The organism is Nonomuraea sp. MTCD27 (assembly GCF_041950495.1).
In the GTDB taxonomy this organism is placed as follows: Bacteria; Actinomycetota; Actinomycetes; order Streptosporangiales; family Streptosporangiaceae; genus Nonomuraea.
This window is the reverse complement of sequence record NZ_JBGNUW010000005.1, coordinates 13,611-29,655: the sequence shown is the minus strand read 5'-3', so window position 1 is coordinate 29,655 and position 16,045 is coordinate 13,611. Positions and strand designations below refer to the sequence as shown.

Annotated in this window: 10 protein-coding genes; all 10 read left to right on the top strand. The window is 71.5% G+C overall.

Features of this window, described 5'->3' with window-relative positions; all coding sequences use genetic code 11:
• Positions 1–49 precede the first annotated feature (49 nt).
• The 10 genes from ACBJ59_RS15890 to ACBJ59_RS15845 all read left to right on the top strand — a co-directional run bounded on the left by ACBJ59_RS15890 (position 50) and on the right by ACBJ59_RS15845 (position 16,016).
• Positions 50–1,255: a sensor histidine kinase gene (locus ACBJ59_RS15890; protein ID WP_375110972.1), complete on the top strand. Its 1,206-nt coding sequence runs from the start codon at positions 50–52 to the stop codon at positions 1,253–1,255.
• Positions 1,233–1,886 carry a response regulator transcription factor gene (locus ACBJ59_RS15885; RefSeq protein ID WP_364132032.1) on the top strand — a complete coding sequence of 218 codons (654 nt, stop codon included), beginning with the start codon at positions 1,233–1,235 and terminating at the stop codon, positions 1,884–1,886. The genes ACBJ59_RS15890 and ACBJ59_RS15885 overlap by 23 nt, the downstream gene beginning before the upstream one ends.
• Positions 1,887–2,006: 120 nt before the next feature.
• Positions 2,007–3,356 carry an ROK family protein gene (locus tag ACBJ59_RS15880; RefSeq protein ID WP_375110971.1) on the top strand — a complete coding sequence of 450 codons (1,350 nt, stop codon included), beginning with the start codon at positions 2,007–2,009 and terminating at the stop codon, positions 3,354–3,356.
• A 40-nt stretch (positions 3,357–3,396) separates the two neighbouring features.
• Positions 3,397–4,338, top strand: a complete 942-nt coding sequence (locus ACBJ59_RS15875; protein ID WP_375110970.1) for a carbohydrate ABC transporter permease — start codon at positions 3,397–3,399, stop codon at positions 4,336–4,338.
• Positions 4,331–5,137 carry a carbohydrate ABC transporter permease gene (locus ACBJ59_RS15870; RefSeq protein ID WP_364132028.1) on the top strand — a complete coding sequence of 269 codons (807 nt, stop codon included), beginning with the start codon at positions 4,331–4,333 and terminating at the stop codon, positions 5,135–5,137. Before ACBJ59_RS15875 ends, ACBJ59_RS15870 begins: the two co-directional genes overlap by 8 nt.
• A 12-nt stretch (positions 5,138–5,149) precedes the next feature.
• Complete coding sequence (locus ACBJ59_RS15865; protein WP_375110969.1) at positions 5,150–6,415, top strand: ABC transporter substrate-binding protein; 1,266 nt, start codon at positions 5,150–5,152, stop codon at positions 6,413–6,415.
• Between the two features lie 36 nt (positions 6,416–6,451).
• The gene (locus ACBJ59_RS15860; RefSeq protein WP_375110968.1) at positions 6,452–7,567 is read left to right on the top strand and encodes a glycoside hydrolase family 15 protein; all 1,116 of its coding nucleotides are present in this window, start codon (positions 6,452–6,454) and stop codon (positions 7,565–7,567) included.
• Positions 7,564–9,885 (top strand): TIM-barrel domain-containing protein, encoded by a 2,322-nt coding sequence (locus ACBJ59_RS15855; protein WP_375110967.1) that lies wholly within the window; start codon positions 7,564–7,566, stop codon positions 9,883–9,885. The genes ACBJ59_RS15860 and ACBJ59_RS15855 overlap by 4 nt, the downstream gene beginning before the upstream one ends.
• Positions 9,886–9,915: 30 nt before the next feature.
• Positions 9,916–13,188: a TIM-barrel domain-containing protein gene (locus ACBJ59_RS15850; protein ID WP_375110966.1), complete on the top strand. Its 3,273-nt coding sequence runs from the start codon at positions 9,916–9,918 to the stop codon at positions 13,186–13,188.
• Positions 13,185–16,016, top strand: coding sequence for a TIM-barrel domain-containing protein (locus tag ACBJ59_RS15845; RefSeq protein ID WP_375110965.1), 2,832 nt, complete (start codon positions 13,185–13,187; stop codon positions 16,014–16,016). Before ACBJ59_RS15850 ends, ACBJ59_RS15845 begins: the two co-directional genes overlap by 4 nt.
• Positions 16,017–16,045 lie beyond the last annotated feature (29 nt).

Here is a 16,045-nt window from a genome sequence, read left to right as displayed (position 1 = left end):
CCAACGCTCGTCTGAGGTGACGCGATGCCACCCTGGCTACGCTGGATCGATGGTGTCGTACCGGGGCGTGCTACGACGGATCATCACACTCGGCCCGAACGCGATCAGCTCGGTCGCCGTGGCGTTCTGCCTGATCCTGACGGCCATGGCGGTCAAGACGCCGTGGGCGCCGCTGCCGGGCGCGGTCATCGCCGTCTCCGGGCTGGTCGCCTCGGGTTCCGTGTGGTTCCGCGAGCGGTGGCCCACCGCGGTCGCCGCCGTCGGGGCGGGTGCGTACGCGCTGTCGGGCAACCCCGGGCCGCTGCTGATCGGCCTGTTCTCCGGCGCCGGGGCGCGGTTGGGCCCGCGGTTCGCGGCACTGGCGAGCATCGGCGTGGCGGGGTTCGTCGCACAGCAGTGGGTCGACGACGGCAAATTCAGCGCGGACGCGCTGGTCCCCGCGCTCGCCGCCACCGGTGCCGTGCTGGTGACCGGCGGGTACGCCGCCACCCGCCGCGAGCTCACCCGATCGCTGCGGGAACGCGCGGAGCGCGCCGAGGCCGAACGGCTCCTGCGCGACGAACATGCGAAGGCCGCCGAGCGCGGCCGGATCGCACGGGAGATGCACGACGTGCTCGCACACAAGATCACCCTCATCTCGTTGCACGCCGGCGGACTGGAGGTCAACGCCGGCGCGGAACCGGCGCGGATCGAGCGGGAGGCGTTACTGATCCGGGTCACCGCGCAGGAGTCCCTGGAGGAACTGCGGAAGATCGTGGGCGTGCTGCGTGCCGGACACGACGACCGGGGCCCCGACCTACGGCGGCTGGTGCGGTCCTGGGCGTCGGCCGGCAACGCCGTCACGCTGCGCGGCGACATCAGCGACCTCGGCGCTTTGCCGGTGGCGACGGCCCGGGCCGCCTACCGGCTCGTCCAGGAAGGGCTGACCAACGCGCACAAGCACGCCTCCGGAGCGCCCGTCACCGTCTCGGTCGCGGGGAGCCCGAAGGACGGCGTCACGATCACGGTCGTCAACGAGCGATCGCGCCGGCCCGGTGCACGTCCGTCCGGGGCCGGGGCCGGGGCCGGGGCAGGGGCAGGGGCAGGGGCCGGGAGCGGGGCCGGTGCCGGGCTCGTGGGCCTGGCCGAACGGTTCCGGCTGATCGGCGGAACGGTACGCGGCGCGCCCGACGATGCGGGAGGCTGGCGCCTCGAGGGCCGGTTGCCGTGGAATGCCTCCGCGAGGGAAACACATGATCAGGACGCTGCTGGTTGATGACGAGTCGCTGATCCGCGCCGGACTGCGGTTCATCTTCGACTCCGCGCCCGACCTGGAGGTCGTGGGGGAGGCCGAGGACGGGGACCAGGCGATCGACGCCGTGCGCCGCCTCGGGCCGGACGTGGTCCTGATGGACATCAGGATGCCGCGGTCCGACGGCCTCGCCGCCACCGAGGCCATCCGCCGGCTCGCCCGGCCGCCCGCGGTCGTGATCCTCACCACGTTCGACAGCGACGAGCACGTCTTCAGCGCGCTGGAGGCCGGGGCCTGCGGGTTCCTGCTCAAGGACACGTCGCCGCACGACCTGATCCACGCCGTACGCCTGGCGCATGGTGGCGACTCGATGCTGTCCCCGCGGGTGACCCGGCGGCTGATCCAGCGGGTCACCACCGACGCGCCGATCCGGCGGCGCCGGGACGCGCTCGCCCGTCTGGAGACCCTCACCCGCCGCGAGCGTGAGGTGCTCACCGAGGTCGGACTCGGCCGCTCCAACACCGAGATCGCGGTCAGCCTGCACATGAGCGAGGCGACCGTCAAAAGCCACATCTCCCACCTGTTCGACAAGCTCGGCGTCACCAACCGGGTCCAGGTGGCCATCGCCGCCTACCGCGCCGGCCTGGTGGACTGACCGGTCCCGCTCCCCGTCGGCGGGCTTTCGGTTTCGGGGAGGTTTCGGACTCTTGACAGGAGGATGGCCGGGCCTCAGTATCTTCACCACTAACTTTATGTCTAAAGAAAGTCCTCTCATATGGCAGGCACGGACCGCGGCGACCTCACCAGAACGGCAATCCTCGCCCTCCTGGGCACGGGCGGCCCGCTGAGCCGCAGCGAGATAGCCCGCGGGCTCGATCTCAGCCCCGCCACCGTCACGCAACTCACCAAGGAGCTCATCGGGCACGGAATGCTGGAGGAGCTGGACCTGAAGCCGTCCCGCGGCGGCCGTCCGGCCCAGCGGCTCGGGCTGGTGGGCAGCGCCGGGCGGGCGCTCGGGGTGAAGGTGACGGCCGACCACCTGGTGCTGGTGGACGTACGGCTCGACGGCGAGGTGCTCGGCTCCTGGGAGAGACCCCACGACCCGGCGGCGCCCGATGCGCTGGAGCACCTGGCGGACGCGGTGGAGTCCGTGGTCCGCGAGATCTCCGGGGTGCCGCCGCTGCTGGGCGTGGGGGTCGGGGTGCCGGGGAGCGTGGACGACCAGGCTGTCGGCACCGTCAACGCGCCGACGCTCGGCTGGCAGGCCATGCCGGTGGGCGAGCGGCTGCGCCGCCGGCTCAACCTGCCCGTCCTGGTCGAGAACGACGTGAACGCGCTGGCCGCGGCCGAGCGCCTGTACGGCCGGGGGCGTACGCACAGCGACTTCCTCGTGCTGACGATCGGGCGCGGCGTCGGCGCGGCGATCGTCGCCGACGGCCGGGTCTACCGGGGCGCGCGGGGCGGCGCGGGCGAGTTCGGCCACCTGCAGGTGGACCCCGAGGGGCCGCCCTGCGGGTGCGGTGCCCGGGGGTGCCTGGAGGCGTTCGTCGGCTCGGCCGGCCTGCTGGCCACCGCCCGCGCCAGGGAGGCCCTGACCCAGGGGGCCGGCCGGCCGGGCGCGGAACGCGGCTCAGGGGCCGGCCGACCGGGCGCGGGACCGGGGTCGGGGGACGGCCGGCCGGGTGCGGAGCAGGGGCCGGGGGACGGCCGGCGGGACGCGGACCGGGCGGAGGCGGACGCGCGTGACCCGCTCGGCGCGGTGGCCGCGCTGGGCCGGGCCGCGGCGGGCGGTGACGTGGCCGCCCGGGAGGTGTTCGCCGAGGCCGGGACGATCCTGGGCCGGGCCACGGCGGGGCTGATCAACGTGGTGGACCCGGAGGTCGTGGTGGTGCTGGGCGAGGGCACGGCCGACTGGCCGCTGTGGCGGACCGGCTTCGAGCCGGCCCTGCGCGCGCAGCTGTACCCGGGGCGGCGTGACATCTCCGTGGAGGTGGAGAGCTGGGACGACACGAGCTGGGCGCAGGGGGCGGCGGCCCTCGTGCTGGCCACCCCGTTCGACTCCGCCGGAGCGGCGGGTGAGCAGGGCCGCCTGGTCCGCGCCCGCCTGATCGGGGCCTCGTCATGAGCGCCCTCTCGATTCGCGCCCGCCTGATCGGAGCCGGGTCGTGAGCGTCCGGCAGGTCCTGCCCGAGGCCGCGCCCAAGGCGCCGGTCACCCACGCGCGACCGAAGCGGCGCGGCGGGTGGCGCTACGCCGGCACGGTCGCGCTGTTCCTGCTGCCGAGCCTGGTGCCGCTGATCCTCTACACGCTGATCCCGATGGTCGCCTCCTTCTGGACCAGCCTGCACGAGTGGGATCTCATCACCGAGATGCGCTGGGTGGGCCTCGGCAACTACGTCGAGCTCATCGGCGACCCCGACACCCGGGCCGCGTTCCTGCACACGCTGTACTTCATCGCCGGTTACCTGCCGCTGGTCTACCTCGGTGGCCTGGGCCTCGCGGTGCTGCTCAACCGGGTGATGCCCGCGCGCGGCCTGCTGCGCGGCGTGTACTTCCTGCCGGTGATCACGAGCTGGGTGGTCGTCGCGCTGATGTGGAAGTGGCTGCTCAACCCGGCCAGCGGCATCGTCAACTGGGCGCTCGGCCTGGTGGGCGTGAGCGGGCCCGGCTGGTGGACCGATCCCGACTGGGCGATGCCGTCGATCATCCTCGCCTCGGCCTGGAAGGACCTGGGGTTCGTGATGATCATCCTGCTGGCCGGGCTGCAGGCGATCCCCCGGGAGTACCAGGAGGCCGCCATGGTGGACGGCGCGACGGCCTGGCGCAGGTTCCGGCACATCACGCTGCCGCTGCTGTCGCCCTCGACCTTCTTCGTGGTGGTGATCTCGCTGATCAACGGCTTCCAGGTGTTCGACCAGGTCCAGATCATGACGGGCGGCGGGCCGGGCGGCGCGACGCAGGTGGTGGTCTCGCAGATCTACGACCTCACCTTCCGCTACGGCCGGGCGGGTGCCGCCTCGGCGCTGTCGTGGCTGCTGTTCGCGCTCGTGCTGCTCGTCACGATCGTGCAGATCCGGGGCCAGAGGCGGTGGGTGACCTATGGGTAAGGTCCTGCGTGCCCTGCTGGTGGGGATCGGCGCGGTGGTCATGTTGTTCCCGTTCGCCTGGGCGGTGATCACCTCGATCACGCCGAGCGACGCCGTGTTGTCCGTACCGCCCGACTTCACCCCCGAGGGCGCGAGCCTCGACGCGTACGGGCGGCTGCTGGAGACGCTGCCGTTCTGGCGGATCGTGCTCAACAGCGCCTGGATCGGCGCCGCCTCCACCACGTTGCAGCTCGTCACCAGCGCGATGGCGGCCTACGCGTTCGCCAGGCTGCCCTTCCCCGGACGGGGCGCGTTGTTCGCGGTCTACCTCGCGACGCTGATGATGCCGCTGCCGGTGCTGGTCGTGCCGCTGTTCATCGAGATGCGTACGTTCAACCTGGTCGACACGTATTTCGCGCTGCTCGCGCCGACGATCGCCTCGGCGTTCGGCGTGTTCCTGCTGCGGCAGGCCATCAACCAGGTGCCCCGCGAGTTCGACGAGGCGGCCGTGCTCGACGGTGCCGGGCACTTCCGCATCTTCCTGTACGTGGTGCTGCCGCTGATCCGCCCGGCCCTGGCCACGTTCGCCATCTTCGGCTTCATGGCGAGCTGGAACAGCTATCTCTGGCCGCTGATCATCATCAAGTCGCCGGAGTTCATGACCCTGCCGCTGGGCCTGGCGACCCTGCACGGCCAGTTCACCACGCAGTGGGACGTGGTGATGGCGGGCTCGGTCGTCAGCGTCGTCCCGATCCTCATCCTGTACGTCTTCGCGCAGAAGCACGTCATCGCCAGCGTCGCGCAGAGCGGGCTCAAGTAAAGGAATCCCCCCATGTCACGACACATCAAGATCGCCGGCGCCGTGGCGGCGGCCGCGTTGCTCGCCACCGCCTGCTCGCAGGGCTCGGCCACCAGGGGCACCACCGCCGAGGCCGGCGGCAAGGTGACCTTGCGGTACTTCACCTTCTCCGCCGCGCCCGACCACGTGAAGGACCTCGACACGATCGAGAAGGCCTTCGAGAAGGAGAACCCGAACGTGGACGTGGTCGTCGAGACCGCGCCCTTCGACCAGTACTTCACCAAGCTGCAGACCAGCATCGCCGGCGGCACCGCGCCCGACACGTTCGAGCTCAACTACGAGAACTTCGTCACCTACGCCAGCGCCGGCTCCCTGCTGGACCTCGGCACGGTGGCGGGCGACGTCGACACCTCGGTGTACGCCCAGGAATCCCTCAACGCCTTCAAGCGGGACGGCAAGCAGTACGCGCTGCCCGCCTCGTTCTCCACGGTCGTGCTCTTCTACAACAAGGACCTGTTCGACAAGGCCGGCGTGCCCGTCCCGACGGCGGACTGGACGTGGGAGGACGAGCAGGCGGCCGCCGAGAAGCTGACCGACAAGAAGAAGGGCGTGTACGGCGACTTCCAGCCGGTGCAGTTCTTCGAGTTCTACAAGACGCTCAAGCAGGCGGGCGGCGAGTTCCTGTCGGCCGACGGCAAGAAGTCGGCCTTCAACAGCCCGCAGGGCGTCAAGGCCGCCAATTGGCTGGTGTCCAAGGTGGGCAAGACGATGCCGACCGAGGCTGAGATCGGCGGCACGGCCGACTACGACACCAACCTCTTCAAGTCCGGCAAGCTCGCCATGTGGCACAACGGCATCTGGCAGTTCGCCGGCCTGAAGGACGTGCCCTTCGAGTGGGACGTCGTCGTCGAGCCGGGTGACTCGGCCAAGGCCAGCGCGGTCTTCCACAACGCGGTGGCGGCCTCCTCGACCACCAAGCACGGCAAGGAGGCCTGGGCCTGGGCCCGGTTCCTGTCCGCGTCCGGCACCGCGGCCACCACCCGCATCCAGTCGTCGTGGGAGCTGCCGCCGATCTCCGACCAGCAGGTGCTGTCCGGCTACCTCAAGGATCCGAAGCCGGCCAACCGGCAGGCGGTCTTCGACTCGCTCAAGTCCATCGCCCTACCCCCGGTGATCAAGCGCCAGCAGGAGATGCAGGACGCGGTGACCAAGGAGATCGGCGAGGCCGCGGCCGGGCGCAAGAGTGTGGCGGACGCGCTCAAGGCGGCCGCCACCGAAGTCGACGCGCTGCTCGGCTAGCCGTTCCCTCTTTTCTACGCACTCAGGAGAGATTCGTTGTCCCTCGTCGCGCACAGCCTCGACGTGATCAAGAGTTTGCAGGCACCGTCAGGGGCCTACCCGGCCTCGCCCACCTTCTCCGCCTACCGCGGCTACTCGTGGCTGCGCGACGGCGCGTTCATCGCCGAGGGGGTGAGCAGGCACGGCGACGTGGCCGGCGCGGACGCCTTCCACGCGTGGTGCGCCCGGGTGGTCGGTGACCGCGCGGGCCAGGTGGACGTGCTGGTGTCCCGCGCGGGGCGCGGCGAGGCGGTCACGGCTGCCGAGATGTTGCCGACCCGGTTCACGCTGGACGGCGTGGACGGCGACGACGACTGGTGGGACTTCCAGCTCGACGGGTACGGCACGTGGCTCTGGGCGCTGCGCGAGCACGTCGTCCGGCACGGCAGGGCGGTGCCCGGCGTAGAGAAGGGCGTCAGGACGGCGGCCCGCTACCTGACCGCGTTCTGGCACGTGCCCTGCTACGACTGGTGGGAGGAGCACGTCGAGCACCGCCACGTGGCGACGCTCGGCTCGATCCACGCGGGCCTGCGGGCCGCCGTCGCGCTCGGCGTGCTGAGCGCGGCGGAGTCGGCGGCGGCGGTCGAGGCCGCCGAGGGCATCGCCGGGCTCGTGGCGCGCGAGGGCGTCAGCGCGGAGGGGGCCGGCGGGGAAGGGGCCGGCGGGGAAGGGCACCTGCGCAAGTGGCTCGGCAGCGACGCGGTGGACGGCAGCCTGCTGGCCTGCGTCGAGCCGTTCGGGCTGTACCCGGCCGGGCATCCGGTCGGCGAGGCCACGGTCGCCGAGGTCGAGCGGCAGCTCGCCCGCGACGGCGGCGTGTACCGCTATCTCGCCGACACCTTCTACGGCGGCGGGCGGTGGCTGCTGCTGGCCGGGTTCCTCGGCTGGAACCACGCCCGCGCCGGGCGGCGGGAGGAGGCCGTGCGTTACCTGGAGTGGATGGCGGCGCAGGCGACGTCCGACGGCGACCTGCCCGAGCAGGTGTCCGACCTGCTGCTGGCACCCGACCGGCGGCAGGAGTGGCTGGACCGGTGGGGGCCGGTGGCCACGCCGCTGCTGTGGTCGCACGGCATGTACCTGATTCTCGCCGACGAGCTGGGGGTGACGGCGTGATCCGGCACCGTCCCCATGGCTCGGGGCACCCGTACGCGGAGACGGAGGACCAGCGCGTCCCGGCCAGGCCGCTGGACGGCGAGAGCGTGGAGCTGCGCGTGCGCGCGTCGGCGCGGGTCGTCTCCGTCGTGTGCGACTGGTCCGTGGACGGGGCCGCGCCCGCCGAGCTGTCCCTGGCCAGGCCGGACGACCCGTCGCCGGCCGGCACGGCGGACGTGACCGGCACGGCGGAAGCGACCGGCCCAGAAGGGGTCGGCCCGGAAGCGACCGGCCCAGAAACGACCGGCACAGAGAGAACTGGCGCTGCCGGGGCGGCGGACGGCGGGCACCTGGCCGCCGCCCAGGCGCGCGCCGCCCGCGCCGCCGCCGGTGCCTGGAGCGTGCGCACCCCGTCCCTGCGTGCCGGCAGCCGCTACACCTACCGTTTCCGGGCGACCACGGCCGACGGCGCGACCCGTGCCACCCGGTGGTTCGAGGTGACGGCGGCGAGCTGGTCCGGCGCGGGCGGCAAGCTGGAGGTCACGGGTGCCGACCGGGTCGTGCCGGGCAGCGTGCGCTGGCTCTCCGACGGTGACGGCCCGCTGCGGGTGCGCTTCGAGCTGGCGCTGGGGCCGCAGGAGCACGTGGTGGGCTTCGGCGAGCGGTTCGACGCCGTGGACCAGCGGGGCCGCGCCCTCGACGCGGTGGTCTTCGAGCAGTACAAGGCGCAGGGCCGGCACGGGCGCACGTACCTGCCGATGCCGTACGCCATGGTGGTGGGCGGCCCGGCGAGCTGGGGCTGGCACGTCCGGACCTCGCGGCGCACCTGGTACGACGTCGGCGCGTCGCGGCCCGGCCGGATCGTGGTCGAGGCCGAGACCGGCCCGGACGGCGAGCTGGGCGTGCGCTTCTACGACGGCGAGCGCCCGGCGGACGTGCTGGGCGCCTTCCTCGACGACGTGGGGCGTCCGGCCGAGCTGCCGTCGTGGGTGTTCCGGCTGTGGGCCAGCGGCAACGAGTGGAACACCCAGGAGCGCGTGCTGGCCGAGATGGACCGGCACCGCGAGCACGGCATCCCGGTGGGCGCGCTGGTCATCGAGGCGTGGAGCGACGAGACGACGTTCACGGCGTTCCGCGGGGCCGAGTACGAGCCGTCGGAGGAGCCCCACCGGCTGGCCGACTACACCTTCCCCGCCGACGGGCCGTGGCCGGATCCCAAGGGCATGGTGGACGAGCTGCACCGCAGGGACGTCAAGGTGCTGCTCTGGCAGATCCCGCTGCAGAAGATGCGCCCCCACCCCCGCCATCAGGCCGCCGTGGACGCCCGGCAGCTCGTCGAACGCGGGTACGGCGTGCGCGAGGCCGACGGCCGCCCTTACCGCAACCGGGGCTGGTGGTTCCCGCTGGCGCTCATGCCCGACCTGTCCTCCCTGGAGGTCCGCCACTGGTGGACGGCCAAGCGCCGCTACCTGGTCGAGGAGGTCGGCGTGGACGGGTTCAAGACCGACGGCGGCGAGCACGCCTGGGGCCACGACCTGCGCTACGCCGACGGGCGCGACGGCGCGGCGGGCAACGGGCTGTTCCCCGTGCACTACGCCCGGGCGTTCGGCGACCTGCTGCGCGCCTGCGGCAAGGCGCCGGTGACGTTCAGCCGGGCCGGGTTCGCGGGCTCGCAGCCGCACGGCGCCTTCTGGGCGGGGGACGAGGACTCGACCTGGGAGGCGTTCCGCTCCTCGATCCGGGCCGGGATCACGGCCTCGGCCTGCGGGATCGTCTATTGGGGGTGGGACCTGGCCGGCTTCTCGGGGTCCGTGCCGGACGCCGAGCTCTACCTGCGGGCGGCGGGGGCCTCGGCGTTCATGCCGATCATGCAGTACCACTCCGAGTTCAACCACCACCGCACGCCCATCAGGGATCGCACGCCCTGGAACGTGGCCGCCCAGACCGGGGACGAGCGGGTGATCCCGGTGTTCCGGCGGCTGGCCGAGCTGCGGGAGCGGCTGGTGCCGTACCTGGCCGAGCAGGCGCGGGCGGCGACGGCCGGCGGGGCGCCGCTGATGCGCGGCCTGTTCTTCGACCATCCGGACGACCCGGAGGTGTGGCGGCACCCGCTGCAGTACCAGCTCGGCGACGCGCTGCTGGTCGCGCCCGTGACCGAGCCCGGTATCACCGAGACGTCCGTCTACCTCCCCGGTAGGGAGGGCGGCTGGGTCGACGTCTGGACCGGGCGCGAGCTGGCCGGCGGGCGGACGGTGAGCCTGTCCGCACCCCTCGACCGCCCGCCCGTGTTGTGCGCGGCGGAGCACTGGACCCGTCTGTCCCCCGTGTTCACCGACTGAGTGGTCGCTGCTTGAGAGGAGCACACCCCGATGAGTTGGTTACGGTCGGTCGCCACCGTCACGGCGCTCGTCCTGCTCACCTCCCTGGTGTCCGTCCCCGCCTACGCCCTGGACGGCATCCACCACAACCCGACCGGAATCGACGACCTCTACTCCAGCGAGCCCACCGAACGGGTCCCGCGCGACCCGATGGCCGGTGAGCCGGTTCAGATCAACGCGACGACCTGGCCGATCGAGCCCGGCCAGACCGTCTGGGTCACCTGGACCAGGAACGGGATCGGCCAGACCCCGGTGGGCGCCGCGTGGGACCACAACAGCGGCAACAACAGCTACTGGAGGATCAACCTCGGCACGTTCGCCCGGGGCGACAAGATCTCCTACACGGTCAACGCCGACGTGAACGGGGGCGGCCAGAAGAGCGTCGGGCCGTTCGCGTTCACGGTCACCTCGTGGAGCACGGTGACGAACGTGACCGGGTTCGTGAACAACGGCACGTCGGTGGACGTCACGACCGGTGACAGCGCGGGGAGCTTCACGCCGAAGATCCGCTTCGCCTTCCCCGCGCTCGACCGGTTCCGCACGCAGATCGCCCCCAGCGGATCCGGCCTCAACATCTCCGGCGTCTCCGGCTACACGGTGACGAACTCCGCGAGCACGTTGACGATCTCCACCAGCTCGCTCGTCCTCAAGATCCAGAAGTCGCCGTACCGGCTGGCGGTCTACAAGGGCGACGGCACGACCCTGATCACCCGCCAGTACGACCCCGCCACGTTCCGCAACATCGGCTGGGCCAGCGACGGCGCCACCACGATCACGAAGATCGAGGACCACTTCCTGTCGCCGCCCGGCGAGCGCTTCGAAGGCTTCGGCGAGCGCTACGACCGGCTCGACCAGCGCGGCACCGACGTGCACAACTACGTCTACAACCAGTACCGGGACCAGGGCGCCACCCGGCGCACCTACCTGAGCGTGCCGTTCTTCCTGAACTCGGCCGGGTACGGCGTGCACGTCACCGGCACCCGCTACGCGAGCTTCAATCTCGGCACGCACCTGAACGACCTGGCCGGCTTCACCGTGGACACCGGCGGCGGGCTGAACTCGACGCTCGACTACCACTTCTTCGCCGGCACCCCGGCAGAGATCGTGGACGACTACACGGCGGTCACCGGGCGGCCCCAGCTCCCGCCGAAGTGGGCGTTCGGGGTGTGGATGTCGGCCAACGAGTGGAACACCCAGGCCGAGGTGAACGCCGAGCTGGCGAACGTGGAGACGTACAAGATCCCGCACACCGCGATGGTGCTGGAGCAGTGGAGCGACGAGGCCACGTTCTACCTCTGGCACGGCGCCACGTACACGGCCAAGCCCGGCAGTGGCAAGCCGGCGTACGGGGACCTGACGTTCCCGGCGGGCAGCGCGTGGCAGGACCCGAAGGCCATGGTCGCCAATGCCCACAGCAAGGGGATCAGGATGATCCTCTGGCAGATCCCCGTGCTCAAGGAGAACTTCGACACCAACCCGCCCACCGCGCCGCAGCAGCACCTCAACGACAAGGCGTACGCGCAGGCGCAGGGATACGTCGCCAAGAACGCGGCCAACGGCCCCTACCGTATCCCGACCGGCCAGTGGTTCGGCGACAGCATGATCCCCGACTTCACCAGCGCGGCCGCGACGAACTGGTGGATGAGCAAGCGCGACTACCTCATCGACGAGGTCGGCGTGGACGGCTTCAAGACCGACGGCAGCGAGGCCGTCTTCGGCAGGGGCGTGCAGTTCGCCGACGGCCGCAAGGGCGACGAGATGCACAACGCCTACCCCAACAGCTACACCGGCGCCTACAACACCTACGTCAAGGGCAAGAAGCCCGGCGGCACGATCTTCAGCCGGGCGGGCACGACCGGCGCCCAGACCACGTCGATCTTCTGGGCGGGTGACCAGAACTCCAGCTTCTCCGCCTTCCAGGAGGCCGTGCGGGCCCAGCTCAGCGCGGGGCAGTCGGGCGTGCCGTACACGGCGTGGGACCTGGCGGGCTTCACCGGCGACTTCCCCGGCGCCGAGCTCTACCTGCGCTCGACGGCGCAGGCCACGTTCTCGCCGATCATGCAGTACCACTCGGAGAAGGCCAACCCCGGCGTCTCGGAGGCCCGTACGCCGTGGAACGTACAGGCCCGCACCGGGAACACGAGCGTGGTGCCCACCTTCCGCAAGTTCGCCAACGTGCGGATGAACCTCATCCCGTACCTCTACACCGAGGCCAGGGCCGGCTCCACGACGGGCGTGCCGATGATGCGGGCCATGAGCTTCGCCTTCCCCGGCGACGCGGCGGCGGCGGGGCACGACCAGCAGTACCTGTTCGGGTCGCAGTTCCTCGTGGCGCCGATCACCACGCAGGGCGCCACCGCCAAGAACGTCTACCTGCTCGCGGGCGAGTGGTACGACCTGTGGAACGGGGGCCGCTTCACCGGGCCCGGCACCAAGACCTACAACGCCGGCCTGGACACCATCCCGGTCTACGCCAGGCCGGGCGCGATCGTCCCGCTCAACCTCAACGCCGACTACCAGCTCGGCGGCGAGATCGGCAACAGCGTGGACACCTACCCGAACCTGACCTTCCGCATCTATCCCTCGGGCTCGACGTCGTACGCCTACTTCGAGGACTCCGCGAACGCCACCCGCACGATCACCTCGGCCGAGAACTGGGCCGCTCACACGGTGGCCGTCACCGTGCCCGCGCTCATCACGACCAGCACGCTGCAGGTCGCGAGCACGAAGCCGGCGTCGGTGACCGGCGCGACCGCCCGGGCGAGCCTCGCCGACCTCAAGGCCGCGTCCGAGGGCTGGTGGTGGGACCCGGTGCAGCAGCTCACCCACGTCAAGCTGGCGAGCGCCGCGGCCGGCCGCACCGTCACGCTCAACGGCGTGGACAAGGCGGCCTACGAGTCCGAGTTCGCCACCGGCACCGGCACCTCCACCAACACCGACCACGCCGGCTACACCGGAACCGGCTTCACCGACGGGTTCGCCACCTCCGGGGACGCGGTGACGTTCCACGTCAAGGCGGACGCGGCGGGCAGCCATCAGCTCAGGTTCCGCTACTCCAGCACGGTGGCCGCCACCCGGACGGTCTACGTGGACGGCGTCGCCGCGGGCACGCTCTCGCTGCCCGCCCTCGCCAACTGGGACACCTGGGGCACGGCCGCGCTGACCACCTCGCTCACCACGGGCGCCCACACCGTCAAGATCGCGTACGACGCCTCGAACACCGGTGGGATCAACCTCGACAACCTGGTGGTGGCCCGGCCATGACAACACGTGCGATCGTCCTGCTGACCGCCCTGTTCCTGCCCCTGCTGGTCGCGCCGCCCGCCGTGGCGGCGGTCCAGCGGGTGCAGTTCACCAGCGGCTCCACCTACCTGATCGTCGAGTTCCTGGACGACGACCTGGTGCACTTCGAGCTGGCCGGCGGCACGTCCCCGGGCACCGGCTCGCCCCTCTTCACCACGCCGCAGGTGGCCAAGACCGACTACACCGGGCCTTCCACCTTCAACCAGTCGGGCAACACCCTCACCACGGCGGCCATGAAGGTCGAGGTGACGGCCGGCACGCTGTGCGTGAAGGTGTCCGACCCGGCCCGGCTGCTGTACGAGGCGTGCCCGCGCAACCTGGCCCAGGCGTGGAAGGGCCTGTCGATCAGCAAGGGCTCGATCCAGCACGCGTACGGGCTGGGGGAGCAGTTCTTCACGGGCGGCAGCGCCGACGGCGACTGGGTGGGCCGCAGCCGCACCCCGGGCGGCCTGTACGGCAACGCCATGGTGTACGACGGCGACAACGGCCCGGTGGGCAACGCCCAGATCCCCGTCCTCTTCGCGGTCGGAGGCGCGAACCTCAACTACGGCCTGCTGCTCGACCAGGTCTACAAGCAGGAGTGGAACCTGACCGGCGACCCGTGGACGGTCGACACCTGGGGCGACCAGCTCAGGTGGTACACCATGACCGGGCCGGACCTCCCCGACCTGCGCAAGGACTACATGGAGCTGACGGGCCGGCCGCCGGTGCCGCCGAAGAAGGCGTTCGGCCTGTGGGTGTCGGAGTTCGGCTACGACAACTGGGCCGAGATCGACAACCGGCTCTCGGGGCTGCGCGCGGCGAAGTTCCCGGTGGACGGCTTCGTCCTCGACCTGCCGTGGTTCGGCGGGGTGACGGCCGGCTCCGACAACACCAGGATGGGTTCCCTCACCTGGGACACCGCCGCCTTCCCCAACCCGTCGGCCACCATCGCCGACTTCCAGGCGAACAAGGGCGTCGGCCTGATGACGATCGAGGAGTCCTACGTCGGCAGGAACCTGCCCGAGCACGCCGACCTGGCCTCCCGCGGGTATCTCGTGCGGGCGGGGTGCGCGGCCTGCGCGCCCGTTTACCTGACCACCAACGACTGGTGGGGCCGGGGCGGCATGATCGACTGGACCCAGGACGCCGCGGGCGACCACTGGCACGCCGTCAAGCGCCGGCCGCTGGTGGACGCCGGGGTGCAGGGCCACTGGCTCGACCTCGGCGAGCCGGAGATGTACGACGCCGGCGACTGGACCTCCGGCGTGCTGCCCGGCAAGCACGCCCACGCCGACTACCACAACGTCTACAACCTCAAGTGGGCCGAGAGCATCGCCCGCGGCTACAGCTCCGGCACCAAGCGCCCGTTCATGCTGGCCCGCTCCGGCGCGGCGGGCATGCAGCGGCACGGCGTGGCCATGTGGTCGGCCGACATCGGCTCCAAGCTGACCGCGCTCGCCCAGCAGCAGAACGCGCAGCTGCACATGTCGATGTCGGGTATCGACTACTACGGCTCCGACATCGGCGGCTTCCGCCGGGAGATGCTCGACTCCGACCTGAACGAGCTCTACACGCAGTGGTTCGCCAACGGCGCGTGGTTCGAGGTGCCGGTGCGCCCGCACACCGAGAACCTGTGCAACTGCGCGCAGACCTCACCCGACAAGATCGGGCATACCGCCAGCAACCTCGCCAACCTCCGGCAGCGCTACGAGCTGGCGCCCTACTACTACTCGCTGGCCCACCGGGCCCACCGGTTCGGCGAGCCCGTCGTGCCGCCGCCGGCGTACTACTACCAGAACGACCCGAACCTGCGCGAGGCCGGCCACGAGAAGCTCATCGGCCGCGACCTGCTGGTCGGGGTGGTGGCGGGTGCGGGCGAGCGCGCGCGGGACGTCTACCTCCCCGCCGGCACCTGGTACGACTACGCCACGGGCGAGAAGCTGACCAGCACCGGCCAGTGGTTCACCGACCGGCCGCTGTGGGTGAACGGCGTCTTCCGGCTGCCGGCCTTCGCCCGGGCGGGCGCGATCCTGCCCAAGATGCACGTGGACGACAAGACCATGAACGTCGTGGGCAGGCGAACCGACGCCACCACCAGGAACGAGCTGATCGCCCGCGTCCACCCCGACGCCGCGGCCACGAGCTTCACGCTCTACGAGGACGACGGGGCCTCGACGGGGTACCGGTCCGGCGCCGTCCGGACGACGCAGATCAGCCAGCAGCTCACCGGCGGCACGGCGACCGTCACGGTGGCCGCCTCCAGCGGCACCTACACCGGCGCTCCGGGCAGCAGGCAGAACGTCGTCGAGCTCGTCACCGACACCCAGGCCTCGGCCGTCACGCTGAACGGCAGCCCGCTGACCCAGCACGCCACCAAGGCCGCCTTCGACGCGGCCGCCAGCGGCTGGTACAACGCGGGCGGCAACCTCGTCGTCGCCAAGTCGGCGGGCACGGCCGTCACGACGGCCAAGACGTTCGCGTTCACGCTCGGCCAGGCGCCGGTGTCGGCCACGTTCACCTGCCACAACGGCACCACCACGCCCGGCCAGTCGGTCTACGCGGTCGGCGGCGCGCCCCAGCTCGGAGCGTGGTCGGTGGCCGGCGCCGTCAAGCTGTCGCCGACCGCCTACCCGACCTGGACGGGCACGATCGGCAAGCTCCCGCCCAACACCACGATCGAGTGGAAGTGCGTCAAGCGGCAGGAGGCGAACTTCCCCGACACCGCCGACCAGTGGCAGCCGGGCGGCAACACCGTGCTCACGACCCCGGCGAGCGGCAGCGCCGGCACCACGACCGGCACGTTCTGACGCCTCGCGACGGGCCGGGGCGGCGGTCA